At 70.2% G+C, this 20,793-nt stretch carries 18 protein-coding genes, 1 tRNA gene and 1 riboswitch; of the genes, 16 read left to right on the top strand and 3 right to left on the bottom strand.

Features of this window, described 5'->3' with window-relative positions; all coding sequences use genetic code 11:
- Position 1: 1 nt before the first annotated feature.
- From AB0D53_RS22685 to AB0D53_RS22625, 13 genes are all read left to right on the top strand, one after another.
- Complete coding sequence (locus AB0D53_RS22685) at positions 2-964, top strand: glycosyltransferase family 2 protein (RefSeq protein ID WP_362449340.1); 963 nt, start codon at positions 2-4, stop codon at positions 962-964.
- Positions 961-1,362 (top strand): GtrA family protein, encoded by a 402-nt coding sequence (locus tag AB0D53_RS22680; protein WP_362449338.1) that lies wholly within the window; start codon positions 961-963, stop codon positions 1,360-1,362. Before AB0D53_RS22685 ends, AB0D53_RS22680 begins: the two co-directional genes overlap by 4 nt.
- Positions 1,363-1,500: 138 nt before the next feature.
- On the top strand, positions 1,501-2,157 hold the full coding sequence (locus AB0D53_RS22675; RefSeq protein ID WP_362449336.1) for a SurA N-terminal domain-containing protein: 657 nt from the start codon (positions 1,501-1,503) through the stop codon (positions 2,155-2,157).
- Positions 2,158-2,203: 46 nt separating this feature from the next.
- Entirely contained in the window at positions 2,204-3,166 is a 963-nt protein-coding gene (locus tag AB0D53_RS22670; RefSeq protein WP_362449334.1) for a nucleoside triphosphate pyrophosphohydrolase, read from the top strand.
- 50 nt (positions 3,167-3,216) lie between these two features.
- The gene (locus AB0D53_RS22665; RefSeq protein WP_362449332.1) at positions 3,217-4,530 is read left to right on the top strand and encodes a cytochrome P450; all 1,314 of its coding nucleotides are present in this window, start codon (positions 3,217-3,219) and stop codon (positions 4,528-4,530) included.
- A gap of 105 nt (positions 4,531-4,635) precedes the next feature.
- On the top strand, positions 4,636-5,577 hold the full coding sequence (locus AB0D53_RS22660) for a transglycosylase family protein (RefSeq protein WP_362449330.1): 942 nt from the start codon (positions 4,636-4,638) through the stop codon (positions 5,575-5,577).
- A gap of 300 nt (positions 5,578-5,877) precedes the next feature.
- A riboswitch (cyclic di-AMP (ydaO/yuaA leader) is annotated at positions 5,878-6,049 on the top strand.
- A 3-nt stretch (positions 6,050-6,052) separates the two neighbouring features.
- Entirely contained in the window at positions 6,053-6,811 is a 759-nt protein-coding gene (locus AB0D53_RS22655) for a transglycosylase family protein (RefSeq protein ID WP_362449328.1), read from the top strand.
- 286 nt (positions 6,812-7,097) lie between these two features.
- Complete coding sequence (gene eno / locus AB0D53_RS22650; RefSeq protein ID WP_329815240.1) at positions 7,098-8,378, top strand: phosphopyruvate hydratase; 1,281 nt, start codon at positions 7,098-7,100, stop codon at positions 8,376-8,378.
- 98 nt (positions 8,379-8,476) lie between these two features.
- A complete protein-coding gene (locus tag AB0D53_RS22645; RefSeq protein ID WP_362449326.1) occupies positions 8,477-8,947 on the top strand; it encodes a septum formation initiator family protein in 471 nt (156 codons plus the stop codon).
- A 58-nt stretch (positions 8,948-9,005) separates the two neighbouring features.
- Positions 9,006-9,539: a DUF501 domain-containing protein gene (locus tag AB0D53_RS22640; protein WP_362449324.1), complete on the top strand. Its 534-nt coding sequence runs from the start codon at positions 9,006-9,008 to the stop codon at positions 9,537-9,539.
- Between the two features lie 85 nt (positions 9,540-9,624).
- Entirely contained in the window at positions 9,625-10,566 is a 942-nt protein-coding gene (locus tag AB0D53_RS22635; RefSeq protein ID WP_362449322.1) for a Ppx/GppA phosphatase family protein, read from the top strand.
- Between the two features lie 413 nt (positions 10,567-10,979).
- Complete coding sequence (locus tag AB0D53_RS22630; RefSeq protein ID WP_329815244.1) at positions 10,980-12,365, top strand: NAD(P)/FAD-dependent oxidoreductase; 1,386 nt, start codon at positions 10,980-10,982, stop codon at positions 12,363-12,365.
- Positions 12,366-12,641: 276 nt separating this feature from the next.
- The gene (locus tag AB0D53_RS22625) at positions 12,642-13,946 is read left to right on the top strand and encodes a cyclopropane-fatty-acyl-phospholipid synthase family protein (RefSeq protein WP_362449320.1); all 1,305 of its coding nucleotides are present in this window, start codon (positions 12,642-12,644) and stop codon (positions 13,944-13,946) included.
- 94 nt (positions 13,947-14,040) lie between these two features.
- On the opposite strand, the gene AB0D53_RS22620 is transcribed toward AB0D53_RS22625, so the two are convergent.
- Both AB0D53_RS22620 and AB0D53_RS22615 read right to left on the bottom strand, forming a co-directional pair.
- Positions 14,041-16,569, bottom strand: coding sequence for an FtsX-like permease family protein (locus tag AB0D53_RS22620; RefSeq protein WP_362449318.1), 2,529 nt, complete (start codon positions 16,567-16,569; stop codon positions 14,041-14,043).
- A gap of 58 nt (positions 16,570-16,627) precedes the next feature.
- Entirely contained in the window at positions 16,628-17,395 is a 768-nt protein-coding gene (locus tag AB0D53_RS22615) for an ABC transporter ATP-binding protein (protein ID WP_362449316.1), read from the bottom strand.
- 479 nt (positions 17,396-17,874) lie between these two features.
- On the opposite strand from AB0D53_RS22615, the gene AB0D53_RS22610 reads away from it, so the two are divergent.
- The 3 genes from AB0D53_RS22610 to AB0D53_RS22600 all read left to right on the top strand — a co-directional run bounded on the left by AB0D53_RS22610 (position 17,875) and on the right by AB0D53_RS22600 (position 19,613).
- Positions 17,875-17,960: transfer RNA gene (locus AB0D53_RS22610), tRNA-Leu, on the top strand.
- A gap of 328 nt (positions 17,961-18,288) precedes the next feature.
- On the top strand, positions 18,289-19,176 hold the full coding sequence (locus AB0D53_RS22605; protein WP_329815248.1) for a Bax inhibitor-1/YccA family protein: 888 nt from the start codon (positions 18,289-18,291) through the stop codon (positions 19,174-19,176).
- Positions 19,177-19,295: 119 nt separating this feature from the next.
- Positions 19,296-19,613, top strand: a complete 318-nt coding sequence (locus AB0D53_RS22600) for a hypothetical protein (protein WP_329815249.1) — start codon at positions 19,296-19,298, stop codon at positions 19,611-19,613.
- Between the two features lie 74 nt (positions 19,614-19,687).
- Here the strand turns inward: AB0D53_RS22600 and AB0D53_RS22595 are convergent, their stop codons facing one another.
- Positions 19,688-20,533 carry a hypothetical protein gene (locus AB0D53_RS22595; protein ID WP_362449313.1) on the bottom strand — a complete coding sequence of 282 codons (846 nt, stop codon included), beginning with the start codon at positions 20,531-20,533 and terminating at the stop codon, positions 19,688-19,690.
- Positions 20,534-20,793 lie beyond the last annotated feature (260 nt).

Genomic DNA, 20,793 nt, shown 5'->3' with positions numbered 1-20,793 from the left:
CGTGCTGATCTCGCTGGTGGTGCCTTGTTTCAACGAGGAAGAGATCCTCGAACGTTTCCATGAACGCGTCACGGACGAAATGACCGGGCTCGGACATGAATTCCAGCTGGTGTTCGTCGACGACGGCAGCGCGGACCGGACCCTGGTGATCCTCCAGGAGCTGGCCGCCGCCGACCCGCGGGTCCGCTATGTCTCCTTCAGCCGCAACTTCGGCAAGGAGGCCGCCATGCTGGCCGGCCTCCAGCACGCCGAGGGCGACGCCGTGGTCATCATGGACGCCGATCTGCAGCACCCGCCCGAGCTCGTGGGCCGGATGCTCCAGGAGCACGCGCGGGGCCACGACCAGGTGATCGCCCGCCGCACCCGCAAGGGCGACCGGGTCACCCGCACGCTCAGCGCCCGCGCCTACTACTGGCTGATCAACCGCCTGGTGGACGTGGAACTGGTCGACGGCGTCGGGGACTTCCGGCTGCTGTCCCGCCGCACCGTCGACGCCGTACTGCAACTCACCGAATACAACCGGTTCTCCAAGGGTCTTTTCGCCTGGGTGGGATTCCGTACGACGACCTTCAGCTACGAGAATGCCGTCCGTGAACAGGGCAGTTCCGCCTGGACCTTCGGAAAGCTGCTCAATTACGGTCTCGACGGGCTGCTGTCCTTCAACAACAAACCGCTGCGCGCCGCGCTCTACCTGGGCATGCTGCTGCTGTCCGTGGCCTTCGCCTATGCGGCGTGGATCGTGGGCGTCGCCCTGGTGCAGGGAGTGGACACCCCCGGTTACGTCACCCTCATCGTCGTGGTCACCGCGCTCGCCGGCGTCCAGATGGTGATGGTCGGGGTGGTCGGCGAGTACGTCGGCCGTATCTACTACGAGGTGAAGAGGCGCCCGCACTTCCTGGTGAAGGCCACGAACACCGAGGCGCCGCACCGGACACGAGAGCCCCAGGAGTTCGTACGCCGATGACGGTCACGGCACAGATGGCCCGATTCGCCCTCGTGGGAGTGGTGAACACCGGCACGTACTACGGCTGTTACCTCGTCCTGCTGACGTGGCTGCCCTACATCGCCGCCCATGTGATCGCCTTCGCGCTGAGCATGACCGGCTCCTTCTTCCTGAACTGCTGGTTCACCTACCGGACCCGTCCCACCCTGCGGAAGTTCCTGCTCTTCCCGCTCACCAACGCGGCCAACTTCGTCATCACGACCGGCGGTGTCTATCTGCTGGTCGACCTCGCCGGGTTCAGCAGCCGGTACGCGCCACTGGCCGCGGCCGCCGCGGCCATCCCGATCACCTTCGTCGTCTCGCGCACGATCATGCTGCGGCCGGACGCCCCGGCCCCGCCGGCCGAACGCGTCCCCTGAGCGGCCCGGACCGGGCCCACATCCCCAACTCCTCCCGAATCGTTGGTCGAATCGGTGGCCCCGGCCACGTCCACTGCCTAACATCGATCACCGCAAGGTCTTGTGCACTGATGCACAAAGTCTCCCCGGGAGGTTCCTTTGCACCGCCGCAGTCGCACCGCGCTCACCGTCTCCGCCGCCCTGCTCGCCGGCGCCCCACTTCTGACCGCCTGCGGCAGCGAGGCCCACCCGGGCGCCGCGGCCGTCGTCGGCGGGGACCGGATCGAGGTCTCCGCACTGCAGAGCCAGGTGGCGTCCGTACGCGAGGCCCAGAGCGATTCGAAGGACGCCTCCCAGCTCATCGACAAGTCCGGTCAGCTCAGCCGCGCCAAGCTGCACGGCATGATCTTCGACCGGGTCGTGGACCGGGCCGCGCGCGACGCGGGCGTGAGCGTCAGCCGCAGCGAGATCCAGCAGATGCGCAAGGCCGCGGCGGCGCAGACCGGCGGGGAGGCGGGGCTGCGGACGGCGATGCTCCAGCAGAGCTGGGTGGCCCCCGACCAGATCGACTCCGTCCTGCGCGAGCAGGTCCAGCTGACGAAGCTGGCCCAGGCGCTCGGCGCCGACCTGCAGCAGCCCGCCGGTCAGCAGGCCGTCGGCGAGGCGCTCAGCAAGGCGTCGAAGGCACTGCGCGTCGACGTCAATCCGCGCTACGGCGCCTGGGACGACAAGCAGACCCAGCTCGCCGACTACAAGGCCCCCTGGATCAACCGGGTCACCAAGCCGGCCGGCGCGAACACCGAGGCCGGGGCCTGACCGGCCGCGGCACGGGCGGCGGGAACGACCGGGGTAGATTCGAACGGTGAACGCTGAAGACCCCGGCCGTATCGTTCTGCTCACCGCCAGCCACCGTGTCGCGCCCGGACTCCTGTCCTGGCCCGCCTGGCAGGCGCTGCACGCCGCCGACCGGGTGCTCTGCGCCGAGCCGGACCACCCGCAGCTGCCGTACCTGAGTGAGGCGGGCGTCACCGTCGAGCACTCCGCGCCCACCGCGCAGGAGCTCGTCGACGCCTGCGCGGGCGGCCGGTCCGTCGTCGTCCTCGCGGGCGGCGAGGGCGACCGGCCGCTGACCGACGGTCTGGCCCGGCTCGCCGGTTCGGGCCGGGTGCGGATGCCGGACCTGGAACTGCTGCCCGGTTCGTACGACCTGCCGGGCGCCCGGCTCCTCGACCTGGTCCAGGTCATGGACCGGATCAGGATCGAATGCCCGTGGACCTCGCAGAAGACCCACAAGGGCCTCGCCAAGTACGCCATCGAGGAGGCGTACGAACTCGTCGAGGCGATCGAGGACGGCGACCGCGACGAGCTGCGCGAGGAGCTCGGCGACGTACTCCTCCAGGTCGTCTTCCACGCCAGGATCGCCGAGGAGGACGAGCAGGAGCCGTTCTCCGTCGACGACGTGGCCGCCACCCTCGTCGAGAAGCTGATCCACCGCCATCCGCACGTCTTCGGCGACGAGACCGCCGAGACCCCGGAGGACGTCCACGCGCACTGGCTGCGCACCAAGGCCATCGAGAAGCAGCGCGACTCGGTCACCGACGGAGTCCCGCTCGGCCAGCCCGGCCTGGCGCTGGCGGCGAAGCTGGCCGGCCGGGTCCGTACCGCGGGGCTCGACGTGCCGCTCCCCACCGGCGACGGCATCGGCTACGAGCTCCTCGCCCTCGCCGTACGCGCCGAGCAGGACGGCATCGACCCCGAAGCGGCGCTGCGGGCCGCGGGCCGCGCCTACCGGGACGCCATCAGGGCGGCGGAGGGCGACGCCTAGCGCCCGAGGGCGCCGGAGGGCGTCCGGGGGCAGCGGATAACGTCGGGGGGGTGAACCACAGCCCCGCCGACCGTCCCGCCGATCAGCCCGCCGCCTGCCCCGCCGGCGGACCCGAACTCTTCACCTGGGAGTTCGCCACCGACCCGTACCCGGCGTACGCCTGGCTGCGCGAGCACAGTCCCGTGCAACGGACCGTGCTGCCCAGCGGTGTCGAGGCCTGGCTGGTGACCCGGTACGCGGACGCGCGGCAGGCGCTCGCCGACTCCCGGCTCTCCAAGAACCCGGCGCACCACGCCGAGCCTGCGCACGCCAAGGGGAAGACCGGCATCCCGGGGGAGCGCAAGGCGGAGCTGATGACGCATCTGCTGAACATCGACCCGCCGGACCACACCCGGCTGCGCCGCCTCGTCTCCAAGGCGTTCACCCCGCGCCGGGTCGCCGAGTTCGCGCCCCGCGTGCAGGAACTGACGGACCGGCTCATCGACCGCTTCGTCGCGGAGGGGAAGGCGGACCTCATCCACGACTTCGCCTTCCCGCTCCCCATCTACGCGATCTGTGATCTGCTCGGTGTCCCGCCCGAGGACCAGGACGACTTCCGGGACTGGGCGGGCATGATGATCCGCCACGGCGGTGGCCCGCGCGGCGGGGTGGCCCGGTCGGTGAAGAAGATGCGCGGCTACCTCGCCGAACTCATCCACCGCAAGCGGGAGAACCCCGGGGACGACCTGATCTCCGGGCTGATCCGGGCCAGCGACCACGGCGAGCACCTCACCGAGAACGAGGCCGCGGCCATGGCCTTCATCCTGCTCTTCGCCGGATTCGAGACCACGGTCAACCTCATCGGCAACGGGGTCCACGCCCTGCTGCGCAACCCCGGGCAGCGCCGACGGCTCCAGCTCTCCCTGGACGCGGGGGAGAGCGGGCTGCTGGAGACCGGGATCGAGGAGCTGCTGCGGTACGACGGTCCGGTGGAGCTGGCCACCTGGCGGTTCGCCACCGAGCCGCTGACGCTCGGCGGGCAGGACATCGCGGCCGGGGACCCCGTGCTCGTGGTGCTCGCCGCGGCCGACCGCGACCCGGAACGCTTCGAGGATCCCGACACGCTCGACCTCGCACGGCGTGACAATCAGCACCTCGGATACGGGCACGGCATCCACTACTGCCTGGGCGCGCCGCTCGCCCGGCTGGAGGGACGGACCGCGCTCGCCACGCTCCTGACCCGCCTTCCGGACCTGCGGCTTGCAGTGGAACCTACCGATTTGCGGTGGCGTGGCGGGCTCATCATGCGTGGACTTCGCACGCTCCCGGTGGAGTTCACGCCGGGGCCCACGCGCGCCGAAAGTGACACACCGTCAACTCTGTGACTTTGGCGTGATCTGCGCTGCATCGACTTGTGACGCGCGTTCGAGTCCCGCTAGGTTCACCGTTCGACTCACCAGTCACACGTCAGTCACACGGAAGGCAACCCCATGGGCTCCGCGAACGGCAGACACCGTCGCCCCCGTCAGGCACCCGCCATCGTCGTCGCCGCGGGCGTGACCGGATCGGCCATCGCCATCCCGCTGCTCGGCGCGGCCGGCGCGCACGCGGCCGACGCGACGACCTGGGACCGGGTGGCCGAGTGCGAGAGCGGCGGCGCGTGGAGCGCCGACTACGGGAACGGCTTGTACGGCGGCCTGCAGTTCTCGCCGCAGACCTGGAAGGCGTACGGCGGTGAGGCGTACGCGGAGCGCGCCGACCTCGCCAGCCGGGCGCAGCAGATAGAGGTGGCCGAGAAGGTCCTGAAGGACCGGGGGCCGAAGGCCTGGCCCAGCTGTGCGGTCATCTCCGGCCTCGCGGTGGACGGGGTGCTGCCGGGGGTCGACCCGGGCTCCGTTCCCGCCGAGGACCCGGCCGCGAGCACCGAGCCGGCTGACGGCGCGTCGGCGGACCCGTCCGACGACGCCACGCCGTCCGGGAGTGCCTCGGAGGACTCGAAGGGCTCGAAGGGCTCGAAGGGGTCCGGCAAGCCGTCGGGGAAGACCTCGCCGTCCCCGAAGCCCTCCGGCTCGACCACCCCGTCCCCCGACGAGTCCCGTGACGAGTCCGGCGCGCCCGGCTCGTCCAGTGGCACGGGCGGCAAGCACCGCGGCGCGCCGGCCGCCGAGGGGAGCCGCGGCACGGACGGCGGCGACCGTGAGTCGGGCCGGCACGCCTCCCGCGGCGGCGGTGACGCGCGCGACACGGCCGAACCGACGGCTGACGGCGCGTACACCGTTCGGCCCGGCGACAACCTCTGGTCGATTGCTGACGCACAGAAGGTTCCCGGTGGCTGGCCCGCGCTCTACGAGGCCAACAAGGGCGCCGTCGGCTCCGACCCGGACCTCATCCTCCCTGGCCAGAGCCTCGATCTCGATGTGAAGGACCAGTGAAGGCAGTCTGATAATCGACTAAAAACACCTCGAAAATCGGGGCAGTTCAGGGACCTATGTCCACTTATGCGTAAGTGAGACATGGGTCTCTTTGGGTCAACTGGCGTGTCGCGCCCAGGGACCCCTTCCGCATCGCGTCCCACCTGCGGAAACGACGGTTCTTCAGATGCAAGTACGGGCAGATTGTCCGATGTGTCCATCTTTGAATGTGAGGGTTGCGTATGTTTACGGTCGGAACCGCTCGCACCGCGGGCCCCGTCGACCGTCACGCCGAATCCTGCCGTCGGTCGAAGGGAACAGACGCGTAAAGCGCCGTAGGCAGGAGCGGGGGACCCAGGTAAGCGCCGGGCCCGATCGTCGAAAGACGCATCAGGACCGGCTTGGGGTGAAGTCGCGTGCTAGGACGTGCGACCGGGCAACTCACTTGGCCCGAACCCGACAGCTCACCTCGTAGGCGTCGGTGAGGAGAAGTTCCATGCTGCTTTCCAGCAAGGGCAAGCACCGCCGCCCGTCCAAGGCCGTCCGTATCGCCACGCTCGCCGGTGTCGCCGGTGCCGCTGTCGCCGTGCCCCTGATGGGTGCGACCGGCGCCTCCGCCGCCTCCGTCGCCACCTGGGACGCCGTCGCCCAGTGCGAGTCCGGTGGCAACTGGTCCATCAACACCGGCAACGGCTACTACGGCGGTCTGCAGTTCTCGCAGTCCAGCTGGGCCGCCGCCGGCGGTACGCAGTACGCCCCCCGCGCCGACCTGGCCACCAAGGCCCAGCAGATCGCCACCGCCGAGCGGCTCCTCGACATGCAGGGCCCGGGTGCCTGGGGCTGTGCCGGCGCCGGCAACCTGACCAACGACGGTGTCGACCCGGGTGTCAACACCGGCTCCTCCTCCAACTCCACCGCGAGCTCCGGCGCCTCCGAGCAGCAGAGCGCCCCGGCCGCCCCGAAGCAGCAGGCCCAGCCGAAGCAGAGCGAGCGCACCGAGGCCCCCGCCGCCTCCCGCTCGGAGCGCTCCGCCGCCCCGCAGGCCGAGTCGAAGAAGACCGTCACCACCCCGACCGGCGAGAAGGTCAAGAAGGGCGACGGCGAGTACAAGGTCGTCTCCGGCGACTCGCTGAGCAAGATCGCCGCCGACCACAAGGTCGAGGGCGGCTGGCAGAAGCTGTTCGAGCTGAACAAGGACATCGTCAAGAACGCCGACCTGATCTACCCGGGTCAGCAGCTGCACCTGACGAAGTAGTCGCGGCTCGCTCCTCCCCGAGCACCCCGGCCCGGCGCGCGTTCCCCCGTACGCGCCGGGCCGGGGTTCTGCCGTCCGCGCTCGGGGGAGCGCCGGACCGTTCAACTGTTGTAGTTACCGGCCAGTAAATTTCTGACTGTTTGTCCGACAATGTGTGCCCTCGGGTCCTTTTTCGTCCCAGGGGTCGGGCGGTCGTCGGGCTGAGCGGGCCGGGCCGGTTAGGCTCTTGGCGCAAGGCCAAAGCGACCCTGCACAAACAGCGTCATATCCCAGAAGGAGATGCCTCGTGCCGTCCATCGACGTCGTCGTAGCCCGGGAAATCCTCGACTCCCGCGGAAACCCCACGGTCGAGGTCGAGGTCGGCCTCGACGACGGCAGCACGGGCCGTGCTGCCGTTCCGTCCGGCGCCTCCACAGGGGCGTTCGAGGCCATCGAGCTCCGTGACGGTGACCCCAACCGCTACCAGGGCAAGGGCGTCGAGAAGGCCGTCCTCGCCGTGATCGAGCAGATCGGCCCGGAGCTCGTCGGCTACGACGCCACCGAGCAGCGCCTGATCGACCAGGCGATGTTCGACCTGGACGCCACCGAGAACAAGGGCTCGCTCGGCGCCAACGCCATCCTCGGCGTCTCGCTGGCCGTCGCCCACGCCGCCTCCGAGGCCTCGGACCTGCCGCTGTTCCGCTACCTCGGTGGCCCGAACGCGCACCTGCTGCCCGTTCCGATGATGAACATCCTCAACGGCGGTTCGCACGCCGACTCCAACGTGGACATCCAGGAGTTCATGATCGCGCCGATCGGCGCCGAGTCCTTCTCCGAGGCGCTGCGCTGGGGTGCCGAGGTCTACCACACCCTGAAGAAGGTCCTGAAGACCAAGGGCCTGTCGACCGGTCTCGGCGACGAGGGCGGCTTCGCGCCGAACCTGGAGTCGAACCGCGCCGCCCTCGACCTCATCATCGAGGCCATCAAGGAGGCCGGCTACGCCCCGGGCAAGGACATCGCGCTCGCGCTCGACGTCGCCGCGTCCGAGTTCTACAAGGACGGCAAGTACGAGTTCGAGGGCAAGGCCCGCTCGGCCGCCGAGATGACCGAGTACTACGAGGAGCTCGTCTCCGCGTACCCGCTGGTCTCCATCGAGGACCCGCTGTACGAGGACGACTGGGCCGGCTGGAAGGTCATCACCGACAAGCTCGGTGCCAAGGTGCAGATCGTCGGCGACGACCTCTTCGTCACCAACCCGGAGCGCCTGGCCCGCGGCATCGAGGAGGGCTCCGCCAACGCCCTGCTCGTCAAGGTCAACCAGATCGGTTCGCTGACCGAGACCCTGGACGCCGTCGAGCTGGCCCAGCGCAACGGCTTCAAGTGCATGATGTCCCACCGCTCCGGCGAGACCGAGGACGTCACCATCGCCGACCTCGCGGTCGCCGTGAACTGCGGCCAGATCAAGACCGGCGCCCCGGCCCGCTCGGACCGCGTCGCCAAGTACAACCAGCTGCTGCGCATCGAGGAGATCCTCGACGACGCCGCGGTGTACGCGGGCCGTTCCGCCTTCCCGCGCTTCAAGGGCTGACAAGCCCGGCGGGGGCAACTGCCCCGGCCTCCGTCCGTCCCCGCACTCGGTCCCGTACCGTGTGCGGGGACGGACGTGCGTAATGGGGAGGCGGAGACATGGCCGCGAAGGACCGGGACCGGTTCTCCACCGCGACCCGGCTGCGGCTGCTCGGTGAGCAGACCGCGGCCCGCGTGTACCGGTCCCAGAACCGCCGCCAGGACCGCCGCTCACGGCTCACCGGCCGGGCCGCCTTCCTCGCGCTCGTCGTCTGCTCCCTGGTGGTCGCGCTCGCGTACCCGATGCGGCAGTACGTCTCGCAGCAGGACGAGATCGCCGACCAGGAGCGCCTGGCGCAGGAGGCCAGGGCCCGTACCGAGGAGCTGCGCGACGAGAAGGCGCGCCTCCAGGACGACGCGTACATCAGGCAGCTGGCCCGTACGCACCTGCACTACCTTCTTCCCGGGGAGACCGGTTACACCGTGATCGACCCCGACGCGGTCAAGGAGCGCGAGGGCAGGACGGACGAGTCCGGCCGGCCGTGGCACTCCAACCTCTGGGACGGCGTGGACAGCGCCGACCGCGACTGACTTCTTCATCCATCTGCAGAACCGCAGTTCGAGCAGCCCGATCAGAACCAAGGCAGGCATGGAAACCCCCCCTCCGCAGACCGAGCCCACCGCGCCCACCGAGGCGGACATCGCCGCGTTCCAGCAGCAGCTGGGCCGCCCGCCGCGCGGCCTGCGCGCGATCGCGCACCGCTGCCCCTGCGGCAACCCGGACGTGGTCGAGACGCAGCCCCGGCTGGAGGACGGTACGCCGTTCCCGACGACGTACTACCTGACGTGCCCGCGCGCCGCGTCCGCGATCGGCACGCTGGAGGCGAACGGGGTCATGAAGGAGATGACCGAGCGCCTCGCCACCGACCCCGAGCTGGCCGCGGCGTACCGGGCCGCCCACGAGGACTACATCGCACGGCGCGACGCCATCGAGGTGCTGGAGGGCTTCCCGAGCGCGGGTGGCATGCCGGACCGGGTGAAGTGCCTGCACGTCCTGGTGGGGCACTCGCTGGCCGCGGGGCCGGGGGTGAATCCGCTGGGTGACGAGGCGATCGCGATGCTGCCGGAGTGGTGGCGCAAGGGGCCGTGCGTCTCGCCGTGCGGCGCGTCGGACGAGGGCTGACCCTTCCCAGCCGGGGGCTCCGCCCCCGGACCCCCGCCCCTCGATCGCCGGAGGGGCTTTGTCCGCTTGATCTCGGGAGTACTTCATGACCCGCGTGGCCGCCATCGACTGCGGTACCAACTCCATCCGTCTGCTCGTCGCCGACGCGGACCCGTCCACCGGTGAGCTGGTCGAGCTCGACCGGCGGATGGAGATCGTCCGCCTCGGGCAGGGCGTCGACCGGACCGGCCGGCTCGCCCCCGAGGCGCTGGAGCGGACCTTCGCGGCCTGCCGCCGGTACGCGGCGGTGATCAAGGAGCACGGGGCGCAGCGGATCCGCTTCGTCGCCACCTCCGCCTCCCGCGACGCGGAGAACCGGGACGAGTTCGTCCGTGGGGTGCTGGAGATCCTGGGCGTCGAGCCCGAGGTGATCAGCGGTGACCAGGAGGCGGAGTTCTCCTTCACCGGGGCCACCAAGGAGCTCGCCGGCCGCGACCACCTCGCCGAGCCGTATCTCGTCGTGGACATCGGCGGCGGCTCCACCGAGTTCGTCGTCGGCGACGACCATGTGCGGGCCGCCCGCTCCGTGGACATCGGCTGCGTACGGATGACCGAGCGGCACCTGGTGCGCGACGGCGTCGTGACCGATCCGCCGACGCCCTCCCAGACCGCCGCGATCCGCGCCGACATCGACGCCGCCCTGGACCTCGCCGAGGAGACCGTCCCGCTCACCGGGGCCGCCACCCTCGTCGGCCTCGCCGGGACGGTCACCACGGTCGCCGCGATCGCTCTGGGGCTCGACGCGTACGACTCCGAGGCGATCCACCACTCCCGGATCTCCGCGGAGCAGGTGCGGGAGATCACCGGGCGGCTCCTCGTCTCCACCCACGCCGAGCGGGCCGCGATCGGCGCGATGCACCCGGGACGGGTCGATGTGATCACGTCCGGGGCGCTGATCCTGCTCGCCCTGATGGAGCGGACCGGGGCCCGGGAGGTCGTGGTCAGCGAGCACGACATCCTCGACGGAATCGGCTGGTCCATCGCCTGAGACCGATGCACATGCGTGCTTTGGCCTGCACCTTTGAGCCCTCGTGGGCCGCCCGGGCGGTGGTTCGCGAGACACGTCGCGACAAAGTTCGTGAACTTCTTCACAAGGAATTCGGCCCCGTGGGGGGCAGTTCTGGTCCGTATGGGTGTCCGGAGCCGCTCACGGGGGCGTCGGGTGTCCGTGCGGGAGTGTTCCAGGCATGTTGCCGGCGGGTGAATCGGAGCGGTGGTCCATCCCGTCCGGAGGGCCAAGGGCCAGCTCACAAGCGGTGAACAACGTCCGCCGTCACACCGTGGTTCCCCTGCGGGGTCATGACCTCGGTCACGTGGGCGGCGAAGTGTAGCAGAAGGTTGCCGGTAGCTTGTGAAGGGGCTCACGAGCATGCCCTCCGAGGGGGGTGGATACTCGATGGCATGAGCACCACGGAGCGTCCCAGGATCCTCGTAGTAGGCGGTGGGTACGTAGGCCTGTACGCAGCTCGACGCATTCTCAAGAAGATGCGCTACGGCGAGGCGACCGTCACGGTCGTCGACCCGCGCTCGTACATGACGTACCAGCCCTTCCTCCCCGAAGCTGCTGCCGGCAGCATCTCGCCTCGGCATGTCGTCGTCCCGCTGCGACGCGTCCTGCCGAAGGCCGAGGTACTCACCGGCCGCGTCACGACTATCGATCAGGACCGCAAGGTCGCCACGGTCGCGCCGCTGGTCGGCGAGGCCTACGAGCTGCCCTTCGACTACCTGGTCATCGCGATGGGCGCGGTCTCCCGTACCTTCCCGATCCCCGGCCTCGCCGAGCAGGGCATCGGCATGAAGGGGATCGAGGAGGCCATCGGCCTGCGCAACCACGTCCTCGAGCAGCTGGACAAGGCCGACTCGACGACCGACGAGGACGTCCGCCGCAGGGCGCTGACGTTCGTCTTCGTGGGCGGCGGCTTCGCCGGCGCGGAGACCATCGGCGAGGTCGAGGACATGGCCCGCGACGCGGCGAAGTACTACACGAGCGTGAAGCGCGAGGACATGCGCTTCATCCTCGTCGACGCCGCCGACAAGATCCTTCCCGAGGTCGGCCCGAAGCTGGGCACCTGGGGCCGGGAGCACCTGGAGTCCCGTGGTGTCGAGGTCTTCCTCTCGACCTCCATGGACTCCTGCGTCGACGGTCACGTCGTCCTGAAGAACGGCCTCGAGGTCGACTCCAACACCATCGTGTGGACGGCCGGCGTGAAGCCGAACCCGGCGCTGGCCCGCTTCGGCCTGCCGCTCGGTCCGCGCGGTCACGTGGACACCTCCGAGAAGCTCCAGGTGCAGGGCACCGACTACATCTGGGCCGCGGGCGACAACGCCCAGGTTCCGGACATGATCGGCCGCAAGGCCGGCAACCCGAACGCCTGGTGCCCGCCCAACGCCCAGCACGCGCTGCGGCAGGCCAAGGTCCTCGGCGACAACGTCATCTCCGGCATGCGGGGCTTCCCGCAGAAGGAGTACAGCCACGCCAACAAGGGTGCCGTCGCCGGTCTGGGGCTGCACAAGGGCGTCGCGATGATCGTCATGGGCAAGATGAAGATCAAGCTCAAGGGCCGCCTCGCCTGGTACATGCACCGTGGCTACCACGGCATGGCGATGCCGACCTGGAACCGCAAGATCCGGATCTTCGCCGACTGGACCCTGGGGATGTTCCTCAAGCGCGAGGTCGTCTCGCTCGGCGCCATGGAGACGCCGCGCGAGGAGTTCTACGAGGCCGCCAAGCCGGCCCCGGCACCGGCCGCCGCCAAGGCCGAGGGCGAGAAGGCCAAGGCCTCCTAGTCCGACCGCGGGCCCACTCGCCCGCGTGCTGCACGCAACGCCCGAAGGGGCCGTCCGCCATCCGTGGTGCGGACGGCCCCTTCGGGCGTATCCGGCCCCAAGTGCATGCCGTGTACAGCTATTTTGCTCTTCCATTGCGCTGTAGCGGGATGGCGGGCGCCTCGCGGACTGTTGAGGGGTACGTACCTCGTCGCGGCGCACAGGTGCCCGGCGTGGTTGCAGGCAAGTTCGACCATGTTTGGGCACATTGGGAACACCATCACGGAGGTGTGCGCCATGGCAGACGCCGCGTTGCGGCTGACCGCTCTCGCCGAGGAGTTGCTGGGAGAACAGCTGCCGGTCCGAATCCGGGCCTGGGACGGCAGCGAATCCGGACCGCCCGGTGCCCCCGTACTTGTGATCCGGAACCGCCGCGCGCTGCGTCGGCTGCTCTGGAAGCCGGGCGAACTGGGCCTGGCCCGCGCCTGGGTGGCGGGCGAGCTCGACATCGAGGGCGATCTCTACGAGGCCCTGGATCTGATGGCCGCGCTGATCTGGGAGCGCGGGGCCGACGCCGAGGACGGCGTCCACCCGGTCCGCGACCCGAGGATACGGGCCTTCGCCAAGGGGCTGCTGAGGCTGGCCGGCCCCTGGCCCCCGCCGCCTCCGCCGCCCGAGGAGGTGCGCCGCCGCACCGGCACCCTCCACACCAAGCGCCGCGACAAGGAGGCCATCAGCCACCACTACGACGTGGGCAACGACTTCTACGAACTGGTCCTCGGCCCGTCCATGGTCTACTCCTGCGCCTACTGGGAGGACAGCGGGAATCTCGAGGACGCCCAGCGCGACAAGCTCGACCTGGTCTGCCGCAAGCTCGCGCTGAAGGAGGGCGACCGCCTCCTCGACGTCGGCTGCGGCTGGGGCTCCATGGCCATCCACGCCGCCCGCGAGTACGGCGCCCGGGTCACCGGCGTCACCCTCTCCGTCGAACAGGCCGCCTTCGCCCGGAAACGCATCGCACAGGAGGGCCTGACCGACCGCATCGAGATCCGGGTCCAGGACTACCGGGACGTCAGGGACGGCCCGTACGACGCCATCTCGTCCATCGGGATGGCGGAGCACGTCGGCGCGGCCCGCTTCCGTGAGTACGCCGACGACCTCTACGCACTCCTCAAGCCCGGCGGCCGGCTGCTCAACCACCAGATCGCCCGCCGCCCCGAGAAGGACGAGTCCGCGTACCACGTGGACGACTTCATCGACGCCTATGTCTTCCCGGACGGTGAACTGGCCCCGGTGGGCCGGACCGTGGCCACTCTCGAAGAGGCCGGCTTCGAGGCCCGCGACGTCGAGTCGATCCGTGAGCACTACGCGCTGACCCTGCGCCGCTGGGTCGCCAACCTGGAGAAGCAGTGGGACCGCGCGGTCCGGATGAGTTCGGCCGGGCGGGCCAGGGTCTGGCGGCTCTACATGGCCGCCTCGGCGCTCTCCTTCGAGCACAACAAGATCGGCGTCAACCAGATCCTCGTGGTGCGCCCGGCGGAGGGCGGGGCCTCCCGCATGCCGCTGAGGGCCCGCGACTGGACGGCGTCCGCGACCGGCTGACACCGGAAACGGACCGAGGGCCGGTACGCGCGGCTTCTTCGCGCGCGTACCGGCCCTCGGGCGTGTCCGGCGGGACCCGGGGCCCCGCCCGCCGCTACTCGGTCTTGATCGCCGTCAGCATGTTCAGCTTCGCGGCGCTGCGGGCCGGCCAGAGCGAGGCCAGCACACCCACGATCCCCGCCAGCACCAGGAAGACCGCGATCCGGTCCCACGGGATGACCAGCGCGTAGTTCGGGATGTCCGACGACAGGGTGTGCCCGATCGCCCAGCCGAGGAACATGCCGAGCGCGACACCGACCACCGCGCCGAAGAGCGAGATGACCACGGCCTCCAGCCGGATCATGCGCTTCACCCGGCGCCGGTCCAGGCCGATCGCCCGCAGCATGCCGATCTCCTGCTGACGCTCGAAGACCGACATCGCCAGGGTGTTGACGACCCCGAGCACCGCGATGACCAGAGCCATCGCCAGCAGCCCGTACATGATGTTCATCGCGAGGTTGACCGAGCCGCCGAACATGTCACGGATGTCCTGACGGTCCATGATGCTCATCCCCGGGTTGTCACCCAGGGCCTTCACCAGGGCCTGTTCGTTGGCGTCGCTCGCGCCGCCGTCCGTCTTCAGCCAGATCTCGCGGATGTCGGACATGCTGCCGTGCGCATCGACGACGTTCTTCGGGACCAGGACCGGGGAGAGCATCTCGTTCCCCTGGAAGACGGCCCCGACCTTCAGCTCGCCCTTCTTGTCGTCCTCGAACTTCACCGGGAGGGTGTCGCCGGTCTTCCAGCCGTTGGACTTGGCCGTCTTCTCGTCGACGGCGATCTCGCCCCTGCCCAGCGCGTCGAGCGAGCCGGAGACGGTCGGCAGCGTGAAGAGCCGCTGCACATCGCCGGGGATGACGCCGGACGCGGAGTGGTACTCGCCCTTGACCTCCAGCGAGGTGGCCTGCTGCGGCGAGACCGCAGAGACCCCGTCGGCCTTCTGCAGGGCGGTGAGCGCCGACTCGTCGAGCGGACCGCCGCTCGCCATCGTCACCATGTAGTCGGCCTTGATGTTGTCCGTGGTCATCCGGTCGACCGCCTGGCCGAGGGTGACACCGAGGACCGAGATGCCGGTGACCAGGGTGAGACCGATCGCCAGCGCGGAGGCGGTGGCGCCGGTACGGCGCGGGTTGCGCACCGCGTTCTGGGCGGCCAGCTTGCCGGAGACCCCGAACAGCCGCTTGAGCAGCGGGCGGACCAGCGCGATCACCGGCCGCGACAGCAGCGGGATCAGCACGATGACACCGACCAGCGCGAGGAAGGCACCCGCGGCGATGACGGTCCGGCCGGACGATCCGGACTTGGACGCGCCCGCCACGATCGCCGCCCCGCCCAGCAGGGTGAGCACCGCGCCGATGGAGTTGCGCAGCACCAGGGACTTGACGGTGGCCGTCGCGTGCACGCTGTTCATCGCAGCGACCGGCGGGATCTTGGCGGCCCGGCGGGCGGGCAGCCAGGCGGCCAGCACGGTGATCAGGACGCCGACGCCGAACGCGGCGACGATCGCGGTGGGCGAGACGACCAGGGGTCCGGCCGGGATCTTGCCGCCGAACATGCCCATCGCGGAACGCAGTCCGATGGCGAGGCCGAGACCGATGGCGAAGCCGACGACCGAGGCGATCAGGCCGACGACGGCCGCTTCGAGGAGCACCGAGCTCTTGACCTGGCGGCGGGAGGCGCCGACGGCGCGCATCAGGGCCAGTTCCTTGGTGCGCTGGGCCACCAGCATGGTGAAGGTGTTGGCGATCAGGAAGACACCGACGAACAGGGCGATGCCGGCGAAGGCGAGCAGCATCGTGCTGAGCCCGCTCAGACCGTCCTCGATGTTCTTGGCCTGGTCGTCCGCGAGCGCCTGGCCGGTCTTGGCGTCGGCGTCCTTGGGCAGCAGCGGCTTCACCTCGGCCAGCAGCTTCTCGGCGGAGACACCGGACGCGGCGGACACATTGGCGTCCCGGAACACACCGGGCCTGAGGTAGAGCTTCTGGGCGACCTCGGTGTCGAAGAGGACCAGACTGCCGCCCGCGTTGACCGCGCCGTCCTCGGTGGTGAAGACACCGGAGAGGGTGTACTCCTTCACCGGCCCGTTCGTGGCGACCCGGACCCGGTCACCGACGTGGTACTCGCCCCGCTTCGCGGTCTCCTTGTCGAGCGCGATCCGGTCGGCCGCGACCGGGCCCGTACCGTCGACGAAGGTGTACGCGGAGTCCTTGCCGTCCTTGCCGGGGGAGTAGTTCCCGCCGGTGTTCGACCAGCCGTTGCCGATCAGTTTGCCGTCGGGGTCGGCGACCCCCGCGAAGCCGGAGACCCGGCCGGTGGCGGTGTCGACGCCGTCCAGGCCCTGGATCTTCTTCAGGGTGGCGGCGGTGATGCCGGGCGTCTTCTCGTCGCGCTGGTCGGCGTAGGTGGTGACGGCGACGGCGACGTCGTCGTAGCTCTTCGCCGACTGGTTGCGCAGGGCGTTGCCGAGGGTGTCGGTGAAGACCAGAGTGCCGGAGACGAAGGCCACGCCGAGCATCACGGCGAGGACGGTCATCAGCAGCCTGGCCTTGTGCGCGAGCACATTGCGCAGGGCGGTACGGAACATGTCTGTCAGTCCTGGGATGGGGAGGGGTTCCGGAAAGGGGCGCGGGGAAGGGCGGGCTTCAGCTGGTGCGGCCCTTGGCGTCGAACGCCTTCATCCGGTCGAGGACCCCGTCCGCGGTCGGGTGCAGCATCTGGTCGACGATCCGGCCGTCCGCGAGGAAGATCACCCGGTCCGCGTAGGAGGCGGCCGCCGGGTCGTGGGTCACCATCACCACGGTCTGGTTCAGCTCGCGCACCGAGTTGCGCAGGAAGCCGAGGACCTCGGCGCCGGAGCGGGAGTCGAGGTTGCCGGTCGGCTCGTCACCGAAGATGATCTCCGGCTGCGAGGCCAGGGCACGGGCCACCGCGACGCGCTGCTGCTGGCCGCCGGAGAGCTCGGTCGGCCGGTGGCTCAGCCGGTCGGAGAGGCCGACCATGTCGATGACCTGGCGCACCCACGCGGTGTCGGGCTTGCGGCCCGCGATGTCCATGGGGAGCGTGATGTTCTCCTGCGCCGTCAGCGTGGGGAGCAGGTTGAACGCCTGGAAGATGAAGCCGATCTTGTCCCGGCGGAGCTGGGTGAGCTGCTTGTCCTTGAGGGAGCCCAGCTCCGTGTCGCCGATCCGTACCGAACCGCTGCTGAAGCTGTCGAGGCCGGCCACGCAGTGCATCAGCGTGGACTTGCCGGAGCCGGACGGGCCCATGATCGCGGTGAACTCGCCCCGGGGGAAGTCCACGGTGACCTGGTCCAGGGCGGTGACCCTGGTCTCGCCCTCTCCGTAGACCTTCGACAGATCCGTGGCGCGGGCGGCCACCGTGGTGACGCGGGGTGCGGTGGAAGTGGTCACGGGATTCTCCTGTTTCGGGGCTCCGGCCGAGGGTTCGTCCGGGAATTGTTCGGAACCCTTCAATCGTCGCCGCCGTTCCGCCGCCGGGCGTCAGTCCGCGTGCCCGTTCCCGGGGCAGTCTTGAGTCGCACCGGGAGGGCGTCGCGTCCTCCTCCGGTATGACACCGACCCTGAGACGTCGGCCCGGGGGCCGCCGTCCGGCCCGGTGCTCCGGGCCCCCGGCGCCCGGCCCGGTGGCGCGCCCGCGGCGGACGCCGTCGCGCGCCGGGGAATGCGCCGTCCGGGTGCGGCGACTTTACGTCAATCCGGATTGCCGACCGTCGTGCCCCCTACCCCGCCCAGGCATGTGGCGATGCCCTTTCGCGAGTGCTGACGACCCCTCAAGCGGTCAATAAAATAAGACAACATCGCGCCACTGATCCGCTGTTCGGGGGAAGTCCCCGGATAGGGTCATGTGCCAACGCGGAGCCGCGCGCCAGGCCTGGATGGTGGAATGCAGACACGGCGAGCTTAAACCTCGCTGCCCCTCGGGGGCGTACCGGTTCGAGTCCGGTTCCAGGCACCACTTCTCACTTGGCGTCCGAGCCGGCGGAACCCCTCGGACCGCGGCCGCTTCCGGTGCGGCGGGCCGCTCTCGGTGCATTTCCCACGACGTGGCCGCCCTTCCCGTCTTCCCGGCGCGACGGCGCCGTAAACCGGTCGGTCGGCACGTTACTGGACCGCGGGCCCGGGCGGTATGGGGCGAGCCGGTTTTCCCTTCGGCCGGGTGGCCGACGGGCGGGTGTCGCGGATGACACGCTTCCGCAAAGATCCTCCCCAAGCACTAGTCTGATTCTTTTGCCTACCCATTACTCTTGTGGGAAGGCCACGCAGGGTGGCCATGGAGGAGTGAGATGAGGAGCAGCAACCCGGTCTTCTCGCGACGGGGCTTCAGCCGCGACAACGGATACGCGGGCTTCAACGCGGCGCCGCAGGCCGGGGCCCCCGCAGCGGGCGCCAACCCGTACGCGCAGGGCACCGCCGCCAACCCGTACGCCACCAACCCCTACGCCCAGCCGGACGCCCAGTACGGCGCCCCGCAGGCGCCCGCGCGCACCGGCGCGATGACGATCGACGACGTCGTCACGCGCACGGCGATCACGCTGGGCACCGTGGTGCTCGGCGCCGCGCTCGCCTGGGCGCTGCTGCCGGTCGACGAGGCGAACCTCGGCAAGTCGTACGGCATCGCGATCGGCGCCGCCCTGGTGGCGTTCGTCCTGTCGCTCGTCCAGTCCTTCAAGCGCAAGCCGGTACCGGCGCTGATCGTCTCGTACGCGGCCTTCGAGGGTGTCTTCCTCGGAGTGATCTCCAGCGCGGTCAGCACGTACATCGGACCGGGCGTCGTGATGCAGGCCGTGTTGGGCACCATGTGTGTCTTCGCCGGTGTGCTGCTCGCGTACAAGATGCGCTGGATCCGTGTCACCCGCCGCTTCTACGGCTTCGTGATGGCCGCCGCCATGGGCTTCATGCTCCTGATGGTGGTCAACCTGCTGTTCGCCGTCTTCGGCGGCGGTGACGGCCTGGGCTTCCGCAGCGGCGGCCTCGGCATCCTCTTCGGCGTCATCGGGATCGTCCTCGGTGCGTGCTTCCTGGCCCTGGACTTCAAGCAGGTCGAGGACGGCATCGCCTACGGCGCCCCCCGCGAGGAGTCCTGGCTGGCGGCCTTCGGCCTCACCATGACCCTGGTGTGGATCTACCTGGAGATGCTGCGTCTGCTCTCCATCCTCAGCGGCGACGACTGATCCCGCCCGCACCCGCACGACGGGAACGGCCCGCAGGCACCGCCTGCGGGCCGTTCCGCGTTCTCCGGGCATCGGCGGCCCGCTGGCGACCGTCCTGCCGGGGCGCGTAGGGTCGCTGGGTGCTCGATACGACCCCGCTGATCACTGCCGTGGACCGATTCGCCGACCGGCTGCGCGCCGCCCCGCAGAGCCGTCTCCAGCGCGGCGCCGCCGCCGAAGGGCTCGCCGCGGCGCGGGAGCTCGCGCTGCGCGCCCAGCGGATCGAGGCGCCGGACCGGGAGCCGCGCGTCATGCCGGACGCCGGGATCTTCTCGATCGGCGACCAGCTCGCCGTGGCGGGGCGCGATCTGGCGACGGCACTGGAAACGGCCCCGTCGCAGGAGCTCGACGAGGCCGTGCAATTCGTGGACGAGGCCGCCGCGCGCGCCTTCGCGTAGCGGCGGACGGCGGCGCGGGGAACCGGCCCGGGGGCGGCGGCCGGCGAGAGCCGCTGTGCCCGGATGCCGCGGGGTCAGAACGAGGCGATGACCCGGTCGGCGAGGATGTAGACGTTCTCCTCGCCGCAGGAGAAGGTCAGGGCGTACGCGCCGGAGACACCGGAGCCGCCCAGCAGCACCGGGTGCTCACCGTCGCGCAGCGCACCGGCCAGACGCTCGGCCGTCTCGCGGTGCCCGGGGGTCATACAGAGCGTGGTGCCGTCGGCGAAGACATAGACATCGAGCGTGCCGAGCGGGCCGGGGCGCACATCGGCCAGCTCCGTACGGTTGTCGGCGAGCTCTTCGAGGCGGTCCACGGTGCGCTCGTGGTCGGTGACGACCGGGGTCTGCACCGGTACGAAGTCGGGGTGCGAGGGGTGCCGGCGACGGGCGGCGGCCAGCTCGGGGGAGTCCTCGGCGAACTCCGCGGTCCCGGGCAGCTCGGTCACGTCGGCCAGTTCCGTCAGTTCCGTCAGCTCGTCGAGGGCTTCGCCGGCGTCGAGGTCCATCGCCTCCAGGCCCACGAAGTCGGCCTGGCGGGGCATGAAGAACGGGACGTCCTCGCCCGCACCGGTCAGGCCGCCCAGCAGGGACGGGGCATCGGCGGCATCGCGCGCCTCCTGGGTGGCCCAGAAGGCCCGGGCCTCGGCGAGTTCGCGCTCGCGCTCCTCGGCGAGTGCCTCGGCGACGGCCGCGCGTATCTCGGCGACGGGGGTGACGGTGCCGCGGCTCTGCGCGGGCACGGCGACGCCGTGCGCACGGGCCTCGGCGAGATCCGAACGAAGGGCCGTGACCTGCTTGCGCAGCCCGTGAGCGGCGTGCAGAGCAGCAGCGCCCACGGCCGTGGCGGCGGCGGTGGTCAGCAACAGGGCAAGAGACATGGCGCTCACTGACATACTCCCGGTTTCAATCGATCCCCCGACTTCCTACATCAGCTTGTCCCCTACCTGCGCCCTGTGTCAGTGCATTACGTCACGAAGTGGACAGGTCTTTGGGCCTGGGGTTTAACCCTGATGTGGGTGTGACCTGCGGGAATGACTCTCCCCCAGGAGATAGGTCACATCCTGGGGGAGATTCGGTCACGGTCGGGGCTCGGAACCGGCCACCTTGGGGGGGCGTGCTCAGCTCAGCCGCTCGGGCT

Origin of the sequence: Streptomyces sp. NPDC048295 (assembly GCF_040652135.1) — a bacterium.
Lineage (GTDB): Bacteria > Actinomycetota > Actinomycetes > Streptomycetales > Streptomycetaceae > Streptomyces.
Note: the sequence above shows the minus strand (reverse complement) of the source record. Positions and strands in the feature narration are given on the sequence as shown.

Coding starts and splice junctions, on each gene's coding strand:
- AB0D53_RS22625 (WP_362449320.1), top strand. CDS start 12,642: ATGGCAGACGCCGCGTTGCGGCTGACCGCTCTCGCCGAGGAGTTGCTG.
- AB0D53_RS22635 (WP_362449322.1), top strand. CDS start 9,625: ATGACCCGCGTGGCCGCCATCGACTGCGGTACCAACTCCATCCGTCTG.
- AB0D53_RS22680 (WP_362449338.1), top strand. CDS start 961: ATGACGGTCACGGCACAGATGGCCCGATTCGCCCTCGTGGGAGTGGTG.
- AB0D53_RS22660 (WP_362449330.1), top strand. CDS start 4,636: ATGGGCTCCGCGAACGGCAGACACCGTCGCCCCCGTCAGGCACCCGCC.
- AB0D53_RS22630 (WP_329815244.1), top strand. CDS start 10,980: ATGAGCACCACGGAGCGTCCCAGGATCCTCGTAGTAGGCGGTGGGTAC.
- AB0D53_RS22640 (WP_362449324.1), top strand. CDS start 9,006: ATGGAAACCCCCCCTCCGCAGACCGAGCCCACCGCGCCCACCGAGGCG.
- AB0D53_RS22595 (WP_362449313.1), bottom strand. CDS start 20,533: ATGTCTCTTGCCCTGTTGCTGACCACCGCCGCCGCCACGGCCGTGGGC.
- AB0D53_RS22620 (WP_362449318.1), bottom strand. CDS start 16,569: ATGTTCCGTACCGCCCTGCGCAATGTGCTCGCGCACAAGGCCAGGCTG.
- AB0D53_RS22645 (WP_362449326.1), top strand. CDS start 8,477: ATGGCCGCGAAGGACCGGGACCGGTTCTCCACCGCGACCCGGCTGCGG.
- AB0D53_RS22605 (WP_329815248.1), top strand. CDS start 18,289: ATGAGGAGCAGCAACCCGGTCTTCTCGCGACGGGGCTTCAGCCGCGAC.
- AB0D53_RS22655 (WP_362449328.1), top strand. CDS start 6,053: ATGCTGCTTTCCAGCAAGGGCAAGCACCGCCGCCCGTCCAAGGCCGTC.